General features: G+C 33.2%; 17 protein-coding genes. All 17 read right to left on the bottom strand.

The window, feature by feature from the left end; translation table 11 throughout:
* Positions 1 to 161: 161 nt before the first annotated feature.
* The 17 genes from proS to NEH75_RS05905 all read right to left on the bottom strand — a co-directional run bounded on the left by proS (position 162) and on the right by NEH75_RS05905 (position 15558).
* The gene (proS, locus tag NEH75_RS05985; RefSeq protein WP_055241413.1) at positions 162 to 1424 is read right to left on the bottom strand and encodes a proline--tRNA ligase; all 1263 of its coding nucleotides are present in this window, start codon (positions 1422 to 1424) and stop codon (positions 162 to 164) included.
* A 105-nt stretch (positions 1425 to 1529) separates the two neighbouring features.
* Positions 1530 to 2783 carry an RIP metalloprotease RseP gene (rseP, locus tag NEH75_RS05980; RefSeq protein ID WP_262948634.1) on the bottom strand — a complete coding sequence of 418 codons (1254 nt, stop codon included), beginning with the start codon at positions 2781 to 2783 and terminating at the stop codon, positions 1530 to 1532.
* 14 nt (positions 2784 to 2797) lie between these two features.
* A complete protein-coding gene (gene dxr / locus NEH75_RS05975) occupies positions 2798 to 3955 on the bottom strand; it encodes a 1-deoxy-D-xylulose-5-phosphate reductoisomerase (protein WP_055241418.1) in 1158 nt (385 codons plus the stop codon).
* Complete coding sequence (locus NEH75_RS05970; protein ID WP_068758825.1) at positions 3956 to 4768, bottom strand: phosphatidate cytidylyltransferase; 813 nt, start codon at positions 4766 to 4768, stop codon at positions 3956 to 3958.
* Between the two features lie 15 nt (positions 4769 to 4783).
* The gene (locus tag NEH75_RS05965) at positions 4784 to 5548 is read right to left on the bottom strand and encodes an isoprenyl transferase (protein ID WP_055274954.1); all 765 of its coding nucleotides are present in this window, start codon (positions 5546 to 5548) and stop codon (positions 4784 to 4786) included.
* A 218-nt stretch (positions 5549 to 5766) separates the two neighbouring features.
* Positions 5767 to 5919 carry a hypothetical protein gene (locus tag NEH75_RS05960; protein WP_156344102.1) on the bottom strand — a complete coding sequence of 51 codons (153 nt, stop codon included), beginning with the start codon at positions 5917 to 5919 and terminating at the stop codon, positions 5767 to 5769.
* Positions 5920 to 5942: 23 nt separating this feature from the next.
* Entirely contained in the window at positions 5943 to 6119 is a 177-nt protein-coding gene (locus NEH75_RS05955) for a hypothetical protein (protein WP_172676247.1), read from the bottom strand.
* A 337-nt stretch (positions 6120 to 6456) separates the two neighbouring features.
* Positions 6457 to 7566 (bottom strand): LuxR C-terminal-related transcriptional regulator, encoded by a 1110-nt coding sequence (locus NEH75_RS05950; RefSeq protein ID WP_262948633.1) that lies wholly within the window; start codon positions 7564 to 7566, stop codon positions 6457 to 6459.
* A gap of 415 nt (positions 7567 to 7981) precedes the next feature.
* The gene (locus tag NEH75_RS05945; RefSeq protein WP_262948632.1) at positions 7982 to 8935 is read right to left on the bottom strand and encodes a hypothetical protein; all 954 of its coding nucleotides are present in this window, start codon (positions 8933 to 8935) and stop codon (positions 7982 to 7984) included.
* A 525-nt stretch (positions 8936 to 9460) separates the two neighbouring features.
* Positions 9461 to 10093: a hypothetical protein gene (locus NEH75_RS05940; protein ID WP_262948631.1), complete on the bottom strand. Its 633-nt coding sequence runs from the start codon at positions 10091 to 10093 to the stop codon at positions 9461 to 9463.
* Between the two features lie 81 nt (positions 10094 to 10174).
* Positions 10175 to 10747, bottom strand: coding sequence for a GIY-YIG nuclease family protein (locus NEH75_RS05935; RefSeq protein WP_262948630.1), 573 nt, complete (start codon positions 10745 to 10747; stop codon positions 10175 to 10177).
* Between the two features lie 190 nt (positions 10748 to 10937).
* A complete protein-coding gene (locus NEH75_RS05930; RefSeq protein WP_262948629.1) occupies positions 10938 to 11165 on the bottom strand; it encodes a DUF5659 domain-containing protein in 228 nt (75 codons plus the stop codon).
* A 173-nt stretch (positions 11166 to 11338) separates the two neighbouring features.
* Positions 11339 to 11629, bottom strand: a complete 291-nt coding sequence (locus NEH75_RS05925) for a hypothetical protein (RefSeq protein ID WP_262948628.1) — start codon at positions 11627 to 11629, stop codon at positions 11339 to 11341.
* A 1004-nt stretch (positions 11630 to 12633) separates the two neighbouring features.
* Complete coding sequence (locus NEH75_RS05920; RefSeq protein WP_055241436.1) at positions 12634 to 13308, bottom strand: recombinase family protein; 675 nt, start codon at positions 13306 to 13308, stop codon at positions 12634 to 12636.
* Positions 13309 to 13496: 188 nt separating this feature from the next.
* Entirely contained in the window at positions 13497 to 13901 is a 405-nt protein-coding gene (locus NEH75_RS05915) for an HNH endonuclease (RefSeq protein ID WP_055241438.1), read from the bottom strand.
* A 75-nt stretch (positions 13902 to 13976) separates the two neighbouring features.
* Entirely contained in the window at positions 13977 to 14099 is a 123-nt protein-coding gene (locus NEH75_RS05910) for a hypothetical protein (RefSeq protein ID WP_262948627.1), read from the bottom strand.
* A 241-nt stretch (positions 14100 to 14340) separates the two neighbouring features.
* Positions 14341 to 15558, bottom strand: a complete 1218-nt coding sequence (locus tag NEH75_RS05905; protein ID WP_262948626.1) for a DUF262 domain-containing protein — start codon at positions 15556 to 15558, stop codon at positions 14341 to 14343.
* Positions 15559 to 15714 lie beyond the last annotated feature (156 nt).

The raw sequence follows: 15714 nt of genomic DNA, 5'->3' as shown, positions 1-15714 counted from the left end.
CCCTTTTCTATATAAAAGACTAGTTAGTCATAACTAATACATTTTATCATTATTTGACGATTATTTCATCATTAAAATTTAACCAACCATGACTCTAAGTTATTATGGATTTTTTTAATTGATATAAAAAAAGTTCCCTCAAAAAGAGAGAACTTTTCACATTATGCTAATGTTTCATATTTTTCTTGAACAAATGTCATTAAGTCAGCAACTGCCACTTCAGCAACTTCACCTGTTTGACGAACTTTTACTTCAACTAAACCGTCAGCAATACCACGTCCAACTGTTACTCGGATTGGTAATCCGATTAAGTCAGCATCAGAGAATTTAACTCCTGCGCGCTCTTTACGGTCGTCTAATAGAACATCAAATCCTGCTGTTTTTAAATCAGCATAGATTTTTTCTGCTGCTTCTAATTGATCTGCTTTTTTCACATCAACTGGAACGACATGAACATCAAATGGAGCGATTGATTTTGGCCAAATCATTCCATTTTCATCGTTATTTTGTTCAATTACTGCCATCATTACACGGCTAACACCAATTCCATAGCATCCCATAATGATTGGTTGTTTCTTTTGGTTTTCATCTAAGAAAACAGCATTCATTGGTTCAGAATATTTTGTTCCTAATTTGAACACGTGTCCAACTTCGATTCCTTTCGCGTGGTCAACGACACCAACACCGTCTGGAGATGGTGCTCCAACTGGTAAATCAGCTACCTCAATATTAGCAGCAAATGATCCAGTTGTTGAGTAGACGATTGTATCTTCTCCAATTTCAGCTAATGCCATAAATTCCGCAGATTGAGATCCACCAATTTGTCCACTATCAGCTTCTACCATACGGAAGTTTAATCCACAACGAGTAAAGATGTTTGTATAAGCTTGAACAAAGTTATTATACGCTTCATCTAAAGACTCTTGTGTCGCATGGAATGAATAAGCATCTTTCATGATGAACTCGCGTCCACGCATTAATCCGAAACGAGGGCGTGCTTCATCACGGAATTTTGTTTGAATTTGGTAAACTGTTAATGGTAATTTTTTATATGAATTTAAGAAGTCACGAACAACGTGTGTAATGACTTCTTCATGTGTTGGCCCTAAAGCAAATTCACGGTTATTACGATCTGTTAAACGCATTAACTCTGATCCATAAACATCCCAACGTCCTGATTCATCCCATAATTCTTTTGGTTGTAACGCAGGCATTAATAATTCATTTCCACCGATCGCATCTAACTCTTCGCGAACGATTCCTTCAACGTTATTTAAAACGCGTTTTGCAAGAGGTAAGTATGTATAAACTCCTGCTGCAACTTGTTTAATAAATCCAGCACGTAATAAGAACTGATGAGAACGAATTTCTGCATCACTTGGTACTTCACGTAGCGTTGGAATAAACATCATAGATTGTTTCATGTTTGGTCCTCCTAAAGCTTACTACGACTATTATTCAATTAGTCTCGACATTTTACCGTCTCTAATTGTTCATTATCGCATCTTTTTAATCCCTTTTCAATCTTTTTATGCACTAATTAAACGAATGATATCGTTAAATGTGACATAAATAAATAATCCAAAGAATAAAAGTAATCCCGTCATATGAATATAACCTTCAATTCGACGATCAACTGGACGTCCAATAATCGCTTCAATTAATACGAATAAGATACGTCCACCATCTAAAGCTGGGAATGGAAGTAAATTCATAATTCCAATATTCACACTTAAGAACCCAACCCAGATTAGTAATGATGTTAATCCATAAGTCGCAATTGTTGACGTCATTTTATAAATGCCAACTGGTCCCGATAAATCATTAATTCCCGCCTCTTTTGTTACGAATAACATTCTAAAGGTCTCAAAAATTGAAACAAAAGCTTCTTTTGTTTTAAAAATGGAGTACTTGAAACCAGTTAATAATGATCTTTCATATTCAGGACCCACACCTATTGAAGAAACTAACGTTCCCTCACGATCATTGACTTGTGGTGTAATTTCTACCGTGTGTGTTTGGCCATTACGAATATAAGTTAGTGTCGTCGATTCTGTCGTACTTTGAATAGCCGCCGTTAAGTCTTCCCAATTACTCACCACTTGATTATTATAAGAAACAATCGTATCCCCTTCTTCTAATCCAGCAACTTGAGCTGGAGAATCTTGAATAATTTGACCAAGCGTATTCGAATAGGTTGGCATACCTACTGATAAACCCACAATAAAGAATAAGACAAGGGCTAAAACAAAGTTCATCGTTGCTCCAGCTACCATAGTCGCAAAACGTGCCCATTTTGATTTTGATTCTAAACAACGATCATAAGGAGCAATTTGTTGAGTTCCTTTTTCAAGGATATAATACGCCTCATGTTCAACATTAAACTCACGAAGTATTCCATCTTCTGTTTCAAGGGATATCGTTAATTGTTTATATAAGTCAACCGATTTAATCGTTCCAATGACTTCTGGCTTTTGATCTTCTGGCTTTAAGTAAATTCGATCAACAAGTCCTTGTCGTGAAAAACTGACACCGACTACTTGATCAACCTTAACCATTTCTTTTTCAGCTTCTTCGCCTGCCATCGCAACAAATCCACCGAATGGAATAGCACGAATAGAGTAAGTTGTTTCCCCCTTCTTTTTACTCCAGACCGTTGGCCCCATTCCAATTGAAAACTCATGACATAAAATTCCATAATGTTTTGCTACAAGAAAATGCCCTAATTCATGAACTAAGATAATGATACCTAGTGCTAAAATAAAACTTATAATTCCTATCATCTGTCCTTCCTCCATTATTCATACTTTGTCATGATATTTTTTCGAACGTCACAATCAATTTCTAAAATTTCATCTAAGGTTGGGTTAGTAATCGTTTGATGGGCCGATAATGCTTCATAAACAACCTCTTCGATTCCTAGGAAACTGATCTTATTTCGTAAAAACAAATCTACCGCTGCTTCATTAGCTGCATTTAATACTGTCGGGCAACTTCCGCCCATACGTCCAGCATCATAAGCCATCTTTAAACATGGGAAGCGCTCAAAATCCATTGGTTTAAATTCTAATGTTCCTACTTCAGCTAAATTCAATGATTTCGCCTGCTTTAAATCAATACGCTCTGGATAACTCATTGCAAATTGAATCGGAATACGCATATCCGGTGTTCCTAAATGGGCAATAATACTCGTATCTTCAAACTCAACCATCGAATGAATAATACTTTGGCGATGTAAAATCGTTTCAATACGATCGTAGGGCATATCAAATAACCAATGTGCTTCAATGACTTCTAGTCCTTTATTCATCATTGAAGCTGAGTCAATAGTAATCTTAGCCCCCATCGACCAATTGGGGTGATTTAACGCTTGCTCACGTGTAACATTTTGTAGCATCTCTCGTGTATAATCACGGAATGATCCACCACTTGCTGTGATAATCAATTTCTTTACCGCTTTTGAATCTTCACCTTGTAAGCATTGATAAATTGCCGAATGCTCACTATCAACAGGTAATAACTTAACCCCATATTGCTTTGCTTTTTCCATGACTAAATGTCCAGCTGTCACGAGTGTTTCCTTATTTGCAATTCCAATGGTACGACGCATTTCAATCGCCTTTAGTGTTGGTAATAATCCAACTGATCCCATCACCGCTGATAATACAAAGTGTTCATCTCCTGGTACTTCGTCATAAGTTGCAACCGTGATTAATCCTTCACTTCCAAATCCAAAATGAATGGCTGGATATAAGTGAGATAACTTTTTCGCATCTTCTTCACTGATAACTGATACATATGACGGCTGAAACTCTTCAATAATTGCTTGTGTTAGTTGGATATTACGTCCCGCTGAAAAAGCGACTAATCGAAACTTATCTGGATGCTGTCGAATCACATCTAGTGTTTGCGTTCCGATTGAACCTGTTGCCCCTAATAAATAAATATTTTTCATCTAAATCACCACATTCAATACATTAATTAAAATATAAAGTGCCAATGAAGCATATAAGTGACTGTCAAAACGATCGAGAACGCCACCGTGACCTGGGAATAACTTTCCAAAATCTTTAATTCCATATTCTCGCTTCATTGAAGAAGCCACTAAATCACCAAATTGTGCTACAGCTGCTACGACTAAACTCATGATAATCAGCATTAAAATCTGAGTTGATAATCCCGTGAACACGCCGAAAACAGTTCCAATAATAATTCCTAATAATGTTCCACCGATTGATCCTTCTACCGTCTTATTTGGACTAATACGTGGAGCTAATTTACGTTTCCCTAACTTACGTCCAACAAAATAAGCACCGGAATCTGTCACTGCTACGACAATAATCATAAATAAGAATAATTTTAACCCTAAAAATCGAATAAATATCATGGAGTGAAAGGTTGATCCGACATAAAAAATGGTTAGTAGATAGTAACCCGCATCCTTAATTGAAAAGTCCTTACGAACCACAACCGCTAATAATAAAATAAATAAAAATAATGCCATTGTACCTAACCCAAAGGTTAACGTCCCAGTAAATGATAAAGTTTTAAAGTTAAACGAACTAAACATAATCATCAAAGTAGCTAACATTGTAAATAGCTTCACTTCAATTGGTGTTTTAGCAACTGTCTCTTTCATATCAATCATTTCCTGTGTCGCTACAAGGGCTAATAACAAGCCTAAAATGATAAACGGTAACTTTCCATAAATTAAAATCGGTAACCCTACCGCAATCATAATAATAGCTGTGATAACACGCTGCTTCATGATTTAAACACTCCTTTAGTTTGCTTCATTTAAAGCACCAAATCGTCGATTACGCTTTTGATAATCTAATAATGCTTCATATAACTGCTCTTCTTTAAAGTCTGGCCAAGCAATCGAAGTAAAGTACAACTCTGCATAAGCTAATTGCCATAATAAATAGTTACTGATACGCAATTCTCCACTTGTTCGAATCATTAAATCAAGTGGGGGTAAATCTGAAGTCATTAAGTGTTGATCAATCACGTCTTCATTAATGTCTTCCACATTTAACTGACCATTTTTAACCTCTGTTGCAATGGCTTGGACCGCTTGTTTAATTTCATCTTGTGAACCGTAATTTAATGCAATCGTTAACGTCATCTTCGTATTATTCTTGGTTAATTCACTAATTTCTAATACTTTTTGTTGCAAGTCTATTGGTAATTCTTCTACATTTCCAATTACTTTTAACCTAATATTATTTTCAACTAACTCTGGAGCAAATTCATTAAAAAATTTAATCGGTAACTTCATTAAAAACTTCACTTCTTCATCTGGGCGTTTCCAGTTTTCTGTTGAAAAAGCATACACCGTTAAAGCTTTAATTCCAATATTCGCACATAGCTTTGTTATTTCTCGAACATTCATTGCTCCTTCTTGATGTCCAGCTGTTCTTGGAAGCCCACGTTTTTTAGCCCATCTTCCATTTCCATCTAAAATAATCGCAATATGTTGAGGCAATGGAGCGTTTAAAACTTGCTCTTTATTTACCTGTATCTTTCTCCTCTTTCTAAAGAACATTCAAGAAACCGCCTTTCATAAATTTAACCTATCTTGTATATTTTAATACACTTAACATCTTTTTTCCACTGACATTCAAGATTTATACAAATAAAATATACTTCCTCTCCTCTACAATAGAAAAAAGCTACTAAGAAAATTTCCTAGTAGCTTTATCTATATCAAGTCATCGTTTTACATCGTATAAAATCATGACATTCATTCATACTAAATACAGGTTAGTGTCTATTTAATCTTTTTTGAGCTTTTATCTTAATTCGATGAACCTCTTCTTTTGTTAATGGAGGAATCTCACTACTCAACTCGACTTCTTGTTTCTTCATGTGTTTATGAAAAGATAATTTTACAAACTTATCATCTTTCTCACTCATCACATTTTACCTGCCAGATTAAATTAATCTTCTCGTTTAAAATATCCGTAGCGCTGTGCATTCGTTTTGACGCGCGTTTCTACTTTATGCGTCACACGTTTGGCATCACCAACAAATTCCGTACCAAACTCCGTTTCCATTTTCGATGCATCTGGAATTAATGCGTTACGAGCTAATCGTTTTGTTTGTTTTGTTGCCATGTAACTGCCTCCTTATGATGTAAAACGATGACATTTTTATTTTGCATTTTTTGTCGAAATATATGCATGAATCCTCATTAAGTCTAATAATTATTTAATCTAAAGTGAGATTCCATTCATAAACATTAATCTCTCGAACGCCCATCATATACATTTCAAGATGAAAAGGAACGACGTAGTTCCCTAACCATCGAGCTCCTAAACGTTGATTTTACCACATTCTTGAGTACACATGTACATTTCCTTTTTAAAAATATGTTCCATTTCATACGAACAGTATACTCATATTTTAAGCCATAAATCAACAGCTATTTTCAACAAATAATTACCAACTAATTCATGCTACACGCTTGTTGTATTTTGTCATAAAGTTATTAACCGTTGACTCACTACATCCTAACATTTGAGCCACTTCTTTACTCTTATAACCTTGCCCTTTCAACTCAATTATCTTTTGCTCACGTTCCTCTTTAGTCAATACTTTCTCATCATCAGTAGCGGGATTATGTAATTCAATCATTCCCTTTAAATCTGTATAAATAGAATCTTCTACATCTAACACTTTACATGAGTAGCCCTTGAATACCTTATCAATCTCACCTTGTAGCAACTGACTACCACCGCCACACCATACAATAACTAAATTTTGAGGATTAGCTACCTTGAACACCGTTGACTCTAAATCACATTTAATCATACTCAAGAATCTACTTGTCACACCACTCACTTGTAATTGCTCATCCTTCGTAAACTTATAACCATCAACTAGCCATGAGTTAAGAATTGAACTTGTAGGTGCTTGAGTATAACCTGCTACTTCACTTAATATCGCATTAGTTCCCATTGATAAGGATACCATTTTCTCTCTATAACCCTTACTACTAAATAAAGCAATGTCGGTCGTTGAATATCCAACATTGATTACACACACATTCTTCCCCTTGAGCTTTAGTTTTTGGCTTATGTAATGCTTACTTGATTCACCTTCTACATAAACTTTTGCAACTTGTAACTTCATCTTAGTGTCATATAGTTGGTAAGTTTTCTCCAATTTTGACTTTAACTCTCTAATAGTTCCCAACTCATTGTAAGGCAATAGTATGTGTAGCTGTACTTCATCTTCTTGAAACTCAAGTAGTTGTAAGCCATATATAACTAGAACGTGTAAATTCTCCTTTTGAAACTTATATTTGTAGTTCCCTGTTGATGTAGCACTCTCTCCTATGATGTACCACTTGCCATCCACTAGAATCTTATTCTCCTGAAACGTCACTTCTTCATAACTAGCCACCCTTACACTAGAACGGAATGTGATAAACTTCCCATTATAACTCATCTTTATGCTTGAAGCTCCTAAATCAACGTACACTATACCACTCATATGAGTGCTTATTTGTGATTGTTGTTTATTAAATAACTTCTTTATCCATTTGATTACTTTATTCATGATTAATTCTCCTTACGCTTACTTATTGATTTTACCTATATGCTAAAAAGTACGGATTTACCGTACTAAATCCCATATGCCATTTGTTATAAAATGCTGATTTTATTGTTTATATCTATCCTTATTATATATAAGTGTCGATTTTGCTCGGAAACACCGAACTAAATCACACTCTATCTTCTTAAAAATGCGGTATTTTCGTCGCTATTTTAAGGTCTGATGTGATAATTGTTATAATTAATAATAATTCCTAATATAAAACACCTATGCACATTTATACAATTCACCATAAATCCTCATATAAATCTCATAACACCTATGAGAATCCTAATATCAGTAGTGGGATTTTCTTACTCAAATATGAGCATCCAATATAAAAAGAGCCACACGTAATAAAGTGTAGCCCCATCTTATGCTAATCAATAAACAACATTCTTATCGCTTTCTTAACCTCGTTCATATTTGACATACTTGTTACTAATAGCGGATTGACTAAGAATCGTTGCACTTTTGTTGTTGAATTTGATTGAATAATCTCATTAAACAAGTGATAGCTCTCCCCACGATACTTTATGCGAATAGCCATTAAATCCCTTTTAAACTTGCTCATATTTCCCTTATTAGTAGACACTCCTAAGAATTTACAAATAGCCTCAAGATTCATATACTCAATGCTAGTGTGCGATTCACTATTGTTATTACATAAGAAGTTCGTTGAATAATGAATACAAGGAATCAATTGGAATACATAAGTTAATATGCTATGTTTCTTGCTGTCCGTCCCATTGTAAATTTGACGAACGGTATCAATATACATGCGTGTATAATTACCTTTAATTTCCTTCTTGTACTTTTCCAATTCACCTTTATAAAAATAACCTTTATTCAATACAAACTTACCATTTTCCTCAATCAAGATATTAGCCGATGTGACTTCATTGAAGAACTTCTTGAACGTAGAAGGTTTCAAATTTAGAACATGTTGGATATCTTTTTTAGTCATGTACTCAACCGCTCCCTTGACTTTAATGACTTTATTGGTAGAGGATTCCAGTACTAACTGATTCTTATAATTCATATACGTTGCTAACATCATAAGTCGTGTCAAATTAGCCTTTGATATTACCTCATTCGGTCTCTCTTCATCATCAAATAACACTTGATTGTTGAAGTAAAATACCGTTACAAATCCGCCTAGTGATTTTGTGTAACTCTCTTGAGCCTTTTTTTTGTCAAGATGTTCTTTTTGACCTTGTGTAAGTGAAGACTTTATCCCTAGTCTCTGATTACCTCTTAACTTTAAATCAGCTTCAATTTCCCCTGTATCTACATTCAATGCTATAATATTACGTACTTTATTTTGTTCCATGTTATTATTCCCCCTATTGTTATGATTAATTATTACTTATGAGAAGCGAATAGTTGTAAAAAACTGACCAACTGGTTGTAAAAAACTGACCAATTTCGACACTAAAAGTGCGGTAAATCCATGCTTTTTGAGCCCTCCCTTCTCTTATCTCAATTCAGATAAATTCACTTCAAACTTTGATGCCATAATCCCCTAACTTCCAAAGTTCAAACCTAATTATTTTACTCTGATACTGTACAACAGGTTTCGACAATTGTACAGGTAAAAAAGTGATTTTTTTCACATTATTTCATATTTTTTTAAATACAAAACTTTCAGTTGGATAAATTGCTTTATGCGTGGTGGCGGTGAGACCTTGTCGAAACCGACATCCCTTTAGAGCATAAACAATTTAGACAATGAGCGTTGAAGTTTACTTCAATGCGAACAGGTGGCTGTGCCGTATAATCAATTTATTCTCTAACCACTCAAGCTAGAGGTAGGCATTTATCACTACGTTCTATGCCCACCCCATACGCTCTCGTTCTACTCTAAGAAGTATGAATCTAATCCCAATGCTTCACAAACTTTATTTCTCAATCGAACACTATCATAAAGTGAACTATCTTCATCTTTAGCTTGACTAATGATAGCACACATCAATTCATTTTGAGCTTCACGACTAAATGATTCAAAAGTACGTTCCATTTCATTAACATCTAGCTCAACAAACTCATCAATATTCTTACGATAGTGTGCAAATGTCATAGCGTTCTCAAGCCCTAGAACCTCAATAATATCGCTATATTGCTCATATTCAACAATAGCCACAAGTCCACGTTTTAATAACTCTACATTGTGCATCAAGTCATCAAATTCAACATAATCTACATCTTCATAGTTATCCCATTGATAAATCATATGACTCTTCTTGCTCCCCATTGTAACAGATCCACTGGTCATATTAACTAGCTCAATAGCATCACCTTTATATTTGCTTCTTAATGTTGCTCTACTCGTAGGCTTTAATAGTTGATTTTTACCTTTAACTTTAGATTTAGTCTCTTGTTTAACTTCCTCTACTTTAGTTGCTTGTAAGTTCTCATAAAATTCCATGAATTGCTCCATTAATTCAGGTGTTAATTGCGATAAATCAAATTTTGTATTTTTATTGTTCATGTGTTATTCCTCCGTTATTTTAGTTGATATTAATAAAGCACCTACCACACTTAGCAATAGGTACTTATGATTATTGATTGATTATTCACCTTTAGCGTGTTGATTATTAATGACAGTAAATACACCACACGCTTTATACTCTTTAATGTATTCAATCTCTCTTGCTCTTAAATCCTCTTCGGTTGTTGTAATGTGTTCTAACATTTCAAACGTTCCTCCACGTTTTAACATATGATAAGTATGTTCATTCACATGATTATTGAAGTGTTGACTTAATCGTGTCATGATATCAAATGTTGAACCAATGTACACTTGATTTCCAAATTGAACCTTGTAAACAATCATTTCACCATACTTCAATAATTCACGAGGGATTAAAACTTGAGCAAGGTTAGAATATAATTCTCGGTTTGGTCGATAGAAAACATCTTGAGTAGTTGGGTTATCATAAACTTTAATAATGTGATAACGTGTTGCTCTACCTTTCCCTACCTTTTGAATTAAACAATGACGTTGTAGTTCTAACAATTGTTTAGCTCTAGTAGCAGGAAGCGTGTTATAACACCAACCAGTTAATTCCATTAGTTGTACATAGGTGTACGTTCCTTCTTTTAAGTTAAGTTTTACTCCAGTGTTGATAGTTGTAGTTGTCATTAATACTCGTTCTCCTTTTGAACGAAAGTTTTCTTAAAATCATCATTACATTCACATATCCTTTCGTGTTTCGATTTATTTTGTTATTGATTAGTTTATATACAAAAAGGGATAACACCTCGCAGAACGTATCAGAATCGTTCAGAAAGGCATACATCCCTCTTCATTGTGATTTAGTTGTATATTGTGATTATTCATGAATATCATGACACAAGCGTTGCTCTAATGCTCGTAGTTCTTCTCTCGTGTTATGATACTCACTAATAGCTTGGTGTAATTCTTCCGTACTCTCAAATAAGAACACGTTATGCTTTGGATAGAACTTATTCATCTTAACTTTCACAAGTTCAAATCCCTTTTGTTGTAAGTATTTAGCTAAGTAGATTGATTTAATAATATAGTGTCGTTTATTTTCCATGCGTGATTCCTCCTATTGTTTATTAAGCAACTGATTGATAATATATAAGTCACTTTTTGCGATTCTCTTGTTCGCATGATTCATGAAGATTAATGTCATAATAATTGCTACTAATAATGCCATATGTAATACTCCTTTATGATTGATTGTTATTGATTAATTCTAATGTGATATTACCCTAGTAAATCATAGGCTTCTAGCACTTCAATGGCTTCTTGATGCTTACTCTTATCTAGTCCAATGCTTAGCACCTCATTAGCATAGACTTTTGTAATTCTAATTTGATGGGTTTTTACTCCATCAACTTCTACTCGCTCAAAGTCGAAATATGCTTTAAGTTTGGTTAGTTGAACCATTTGCATATGACACCCAGCTTTATACCGCTTGATGTTCAACTTCTCACACATCTCACCATAGTTTTTAAATACTTGCCCTACATAAATCTCTTGTTTGTTTAATTGCATATAATACATCTCCTTGTATAATTTTGTTTACTACCCTTTTGTTGGTAAAAATAAAAAGAGGTCTAATCGAAATTAGACCTCTGGAAAATAAGGTTAAGAAAAATGAAAGAATGAAATATGAAAGTGTTAATTAAGGAAAAACATATCGAGGGTAGGGAGAGCATATGATTACCTCTTCCTACCCTATATGTATTTTTATAGTAAATACCAAAAATGGTTGCATTTTTATAACGAACACCTCAAAAACGTTGGTATTATCATGTTTTTGATAGTGGATTAACATGTGTTTTTATTTGAAGTTTTCGCTACACTTTAGTTTTCACACTACTTTCCTACCCTATATCGAAAAACATAATACCATTTCAGATACCAAGAAGAACTTGGGGTTTTTAGACTTTTGTTTTTTCTCCCTACCCCTGAAATATCCCCATATCCTAAAACTATTGATGCTATTGGCTTTAGAAGATTTCTACAAAAGTGGTAATTATTAAAAACCTTGGATTTTCCAAAAATCACATTTAATCTCTGATTAAATATTTATTGATAACTTTAGTCGAATCATGTCGCAAGTGTCATATTTATAATATAACCTAGCATATGCTTTCGTGTAAGCACTAAGCGTAAGCAACGCTACGCAAGAGCTAATACGATAGAGCAACTATGGTCATTCTCTAACCTATGGCACGTTGCTCTTTTTTATTGTTTAGAATTATTTACACTTAAACATAAGTAAATAATTCTAATTAATTAATGCTTTAACTATTGATTAACTTTAAAGATTCGCATTTTTGTGACACCCTAATGAGCGTTCTCAATTTTGGAATCGTGTGAGAATGGATGAGTGATAACCTTTCTCTAATGCGACAGATTACCTTCTAGTTGTAAACCATCCCCCCACCTTATTATCATTCAATCCGATACTAGAACCTCGCAGAACATACAGAAATAGCTCAGAACGATATTCTAAGCATAATAAAAAGCACTAACTACGATATTTTCCGTAGTTAATGCTTTTGTTCGTTTTTAACAATTTCAACGTATTTTTTTAATGTGTTACGACTAATATTATGTTTATTCATGAGGTCTACTTGCTTAATCGTTCTATCACTAATGAATCTAACAATATCATCTCTTAGCTCATTTGACATTTTATCTAATTGACCAACCTTACGACCTTGTTTCTTATCACTAGCTTCAATACCTTGCTTAATTCGCTTGACGATAATTTCACGCTCTTGTTGTACTCGGTCTAGTTCAACGATTAATAATAACTTGATTGTGCTTTCTAACGCTGTTTTAGCTACTAATTGTTGACTATTTGCGATTGACGTTAATTGCTTAATATATTCAGTGCTAACCGTTGGATTGTCAACGAATACTAAGTTAATCCCCTTATTCATTAGCTCCATATATTTCTTATAACCTTGTTCCGCTTGTCTAGTGAAACGTGAGATTTCTTTAAAAATAATTGTATCATTCTCATTCAGATTACTCTCTAACTCTAGCCATTCTTTACGATTGAATGTAGAACCACTCATATCATCTTTATAGACATAACGCTCACTATATATCATATCATTAGCTTGAGCATATGCTTTTAGTGATTTCTCTTGTCGTACGAATGATTGCTTGTCATTTGATTCTTTTGTACTAATTCGTAAATAAAAATATGTAGCCATGTTATTCCTCCAAAGTGCCATTTAAACTATACTTTATTTGATACCGAGACTGTATCATCATTTAAACTATCAGTCAATATATTTTGACACTTTCGTATTAAACGTTATAATTAAATGTTATTTTGACACTTTTTACTCTTAATAGCATAACAAAAGGCACTATCTTAATTTAGTGCCTTTTATACTATTCAATTCACTTTCATCTTATCTTCTTCAGCCCATCTACGCTCTAGTTCCGCTTCAAATAGGTTAATATATTTATTAATCGTCTTATATCGTTTAACATTCATGCAATCCATAAACTCTAATTTAGTTATTTCATTATTTGCCCACATTCCATAGTAATATTCAAAGTCTAAAGGCAAATCATTAAAAGTCATTTTTTCACGTTTAAAGAATTTAACATTATGTATTAACTCATGGCAAGGTTGACATAACTGAATAATATTAGAATCTAAATTTGTTCCACCTTTAGATAGTTGCACAATATGATGTAAGTGGGTAGCTTTATTTCCACAATTAGCACATGGACATTCTAATTTATATACATATAAATCACGATTCTTAACAAACCATTCTCTTGTATTTTCCATTAGATAATCACCTCTATAATATTAAAATTTATAACATTAGTCAGTATGCCCAATGTAAAATAAAAAAAGCCTACACTAGGCAGACTTTTTGGATTTGGATAATAAAACAACAACGGTAAACATTAATAGCACAAAACATAATTTTGTTAAGGCATTAAGCATACCAATTAATCCATCAAATGAATTTTGTTGCTCCATCAATTCACCTCCTTAACCCGTTAAATAAATGTCCATGACGACAGACTAGTTAAGTACGACATGTGAATTGAGACCCTCCTTAAATTGTACTCATAATAGAGCACGTATCTATTTTATAACAAATTAACTATATCTTCAACAAAATTCCTTTTTATGGATTTAAAAACATTCAAATAAGTAGTCTAAGTGGGAATTTACTTGAAGTTCCAATTTATTTATTAAGATTTAATAAACAAGCAATTTAAATAGTATTTCCCTTACTACGGTTACAGTGCATATGAGCTAATTGTGCATTATCAAGAGTAGTTTTTCCACCTCGACTAAAGGGAATGATGTGGTCAATCTCAGCAACATCCATATTCACTATTTGTTGTCCACAAATTCCACACGCTCCATGTTGATTTTCAAAAAGAATATCTTTCCATTCTTTTGGGAAGGTACGTTGAAGTTCTTTTTCATACTTATCTAAGCAAGATTCTAAACGTCCAAATACTTGAATAAGTGAATGACGAGTTCCTTTTGCATCACCATTAACATTACCATTAGGGTTACGTATACAAATATCATCTTGAGTAAGATTAGTTAAGAGTTCTCTCACTTCATCAGCATGATTTCTAATTAATTGGTGATTAAATTGTGAAAAGCTGTAATAAATTCCATAAGTTAAGTTATTGTTAGCTTTAGTTTCTCCTTTATACTTAAAAGCTCTATCACCTAATACATCATCAATGAGCCTAAATGTTTTTAAGATTTGATTTTTAACTTTCAAAGTTTCTTGTTCACTATCTTTTACATGCTTATCCATATACTCATTTAAAAGTCTTCTTCGAGAAGTTTTATAATTAGGATTATCTGTAATAGCTAAAATATTGAGAAGTGTCTCCACTCTTTTTAAACGGTCATTTTTGCTATATGATAAATGATGACGAACGATACTTGCCTCGTTCTTATCATCGACTAATTCTTCTAACATTGAATTAAAAGCACCATGATAAACACATCGACGAATCTCTTGAGCATTTAATTTAACTGCCCCCATATTTAACTTTTCATATAAGAAGTAAATTTGTTCATAAGTACAATCTTCAATCGTAACAATAAACATATCATAATCTAAAATTGCATCTTGTGTTTTTTCATCTAAATCTTTGAACATTTTTCCATTTAATTCTTCTAATACGTCTAATTTTTTCAATGAAAAGTCGCCTTTTATAAAGTTTATCATTGAGGTTAATCGTTGTTGCCCATCTACACAAATATTCTTTCCTTCAATATCAGCTAGATATATGACTCCAAGAGGCATTCCTAATAACATACTTTGAATAACACTACTAGCTTTTTCTTCACTATAAACATAATTTCTTTGAAATTCAGGTTGTAAGACAATTTTTCCTCTATCTACAAAATCTTTAATTTGCGATAAATTTCTATCTGTTTTTTTAGTTCTTAACTTCTCCAACACACTCACTCCCAATATATACCTTATATTGATAATTTTAACAGATTTATCCAGTGATTGCGATAGAATATAAGAAAATAGGTTATATTTTTTATAGAATTTAGAACTTATTATACTCATAGATTTCAAATGAAATATTACTATTACATAAAAAGA

Origin of the sequence: Turicibacter sp. T129, assembly GCF_025594975.1 — a bacterium.
Classification (GTDB): domain Bacteria; phylum Bacillota_I; class Bacilli_A; order MOL361; family Turicibacteraceae; genus Turicibacter; species Turicibacter bilis.
This window is presented reverse-complemented; position numbering and strand designations above follow the sequence as displayed.

Coding starts and splice junctions, on each gene's coding strand:
- NEH75_RS05965 (WP_055274954.1), bottom strand. CDS start 5,548: ATGTTCTTTAGAAAGAGGAGAAAGATACAGGTAAATAAAGAGCAAGTT.
- NEH75_RS05945 (WP_262948632.1), bottom strand. CDS start 8,935: ATGGAACAAAATAAAGTACGTAATATTATAGCATTGAATGTAGATACA.
- rseP (WP_262948634.1), bottom strand. CDS start 2,783: ATGATAGGAATTATAAGTTTTATTTTAGCACTAGGTATCATTATCTTA.
- NEH75_RS05925 (WP_262948628.1), bottom strand. CDS start 11,629: ATGCAATTAAACAAACAAGAGATTTATGTAGGGCAAGTATTTAAAAAC.
- NEH75_RS05935 (WP_262948630.1), bottom strand. CDS start 10,747: ATGACAACTACAACTATCAACACTGGAGTAAAACTTAACTTAAAAGAA.
- NEH75_RS05920 (WP_055241436.1), bottom strand. CDS start 13,308: ATGGCTACATATTTTTATTTACGAATTAGTACAAAAGAATCAAATGAC.
- NEH75_RS05960 (WP_156344102.1), bottom strand. CDS start 5,919: ATGAGTGAGAAAGATGATAAGTTTGTAAAATTATCTTTTCATAAACAC.
- NEH75_RS05950 (WP_262948633.1), bottom strand. CDS start 7,566: ATGAATAAAGTAATCAAATGGATAAAGAAGTTATTTAATAAACAACAA.
- NEH75_RS05970 (WP_068758825.1), bottom strand. CDS start 4,768: ATGAAGCAGCGTGTTATCACAGCTATTATTATGATTGCGGTAGGGTTA.
- NEH75_RS05930 (WP_262948629.1), bottom strand. CDS start 11,165: ATGGAAAATAAACGACACTATATTATTAAATCAATCTACTTAGCTAAA.
- NEH75_RS05915 (WP_055241438.1), bottom strand. CDS start 13,901: ATGGAAAATACAAGAGAATGGTTTGTTAAGAATCGTGATTTATATGTA.
- dxr (WP_055241418.1), bottom strand. CDS start 3,955: ATGAAAAATATTTATTTATTAGGGGCAACAGGTTCAATCGGAACGCAA.
- proS (WP_055241413.1), bottom strand. CDS start 1,424: ATGAAACAATCTATGATGTTTATTCCAACGCTACGTGAAGTACCAAGT.
- NEH75_RS05940 (WP_262948631.1), bottom strand. CDS start 10,093: ATGAACAATAAAAATACAAAATTTGATTTATCGCAATTAACACCTGAA.
- NEH75_RS05910 (WP_262948627.1), bottom strand. CDS start 14,099: ATGGAGCAACAAAATTCATTTGATGGATTAATTGGTATGCTTAATGCC.
- NEH75_RS05955 (WP_172676247.1), bottom strand. CDS start 6,119: ATGGCAACAAAACAAACAAAACGATTAGCTCGTAACGCATTAATTCCA.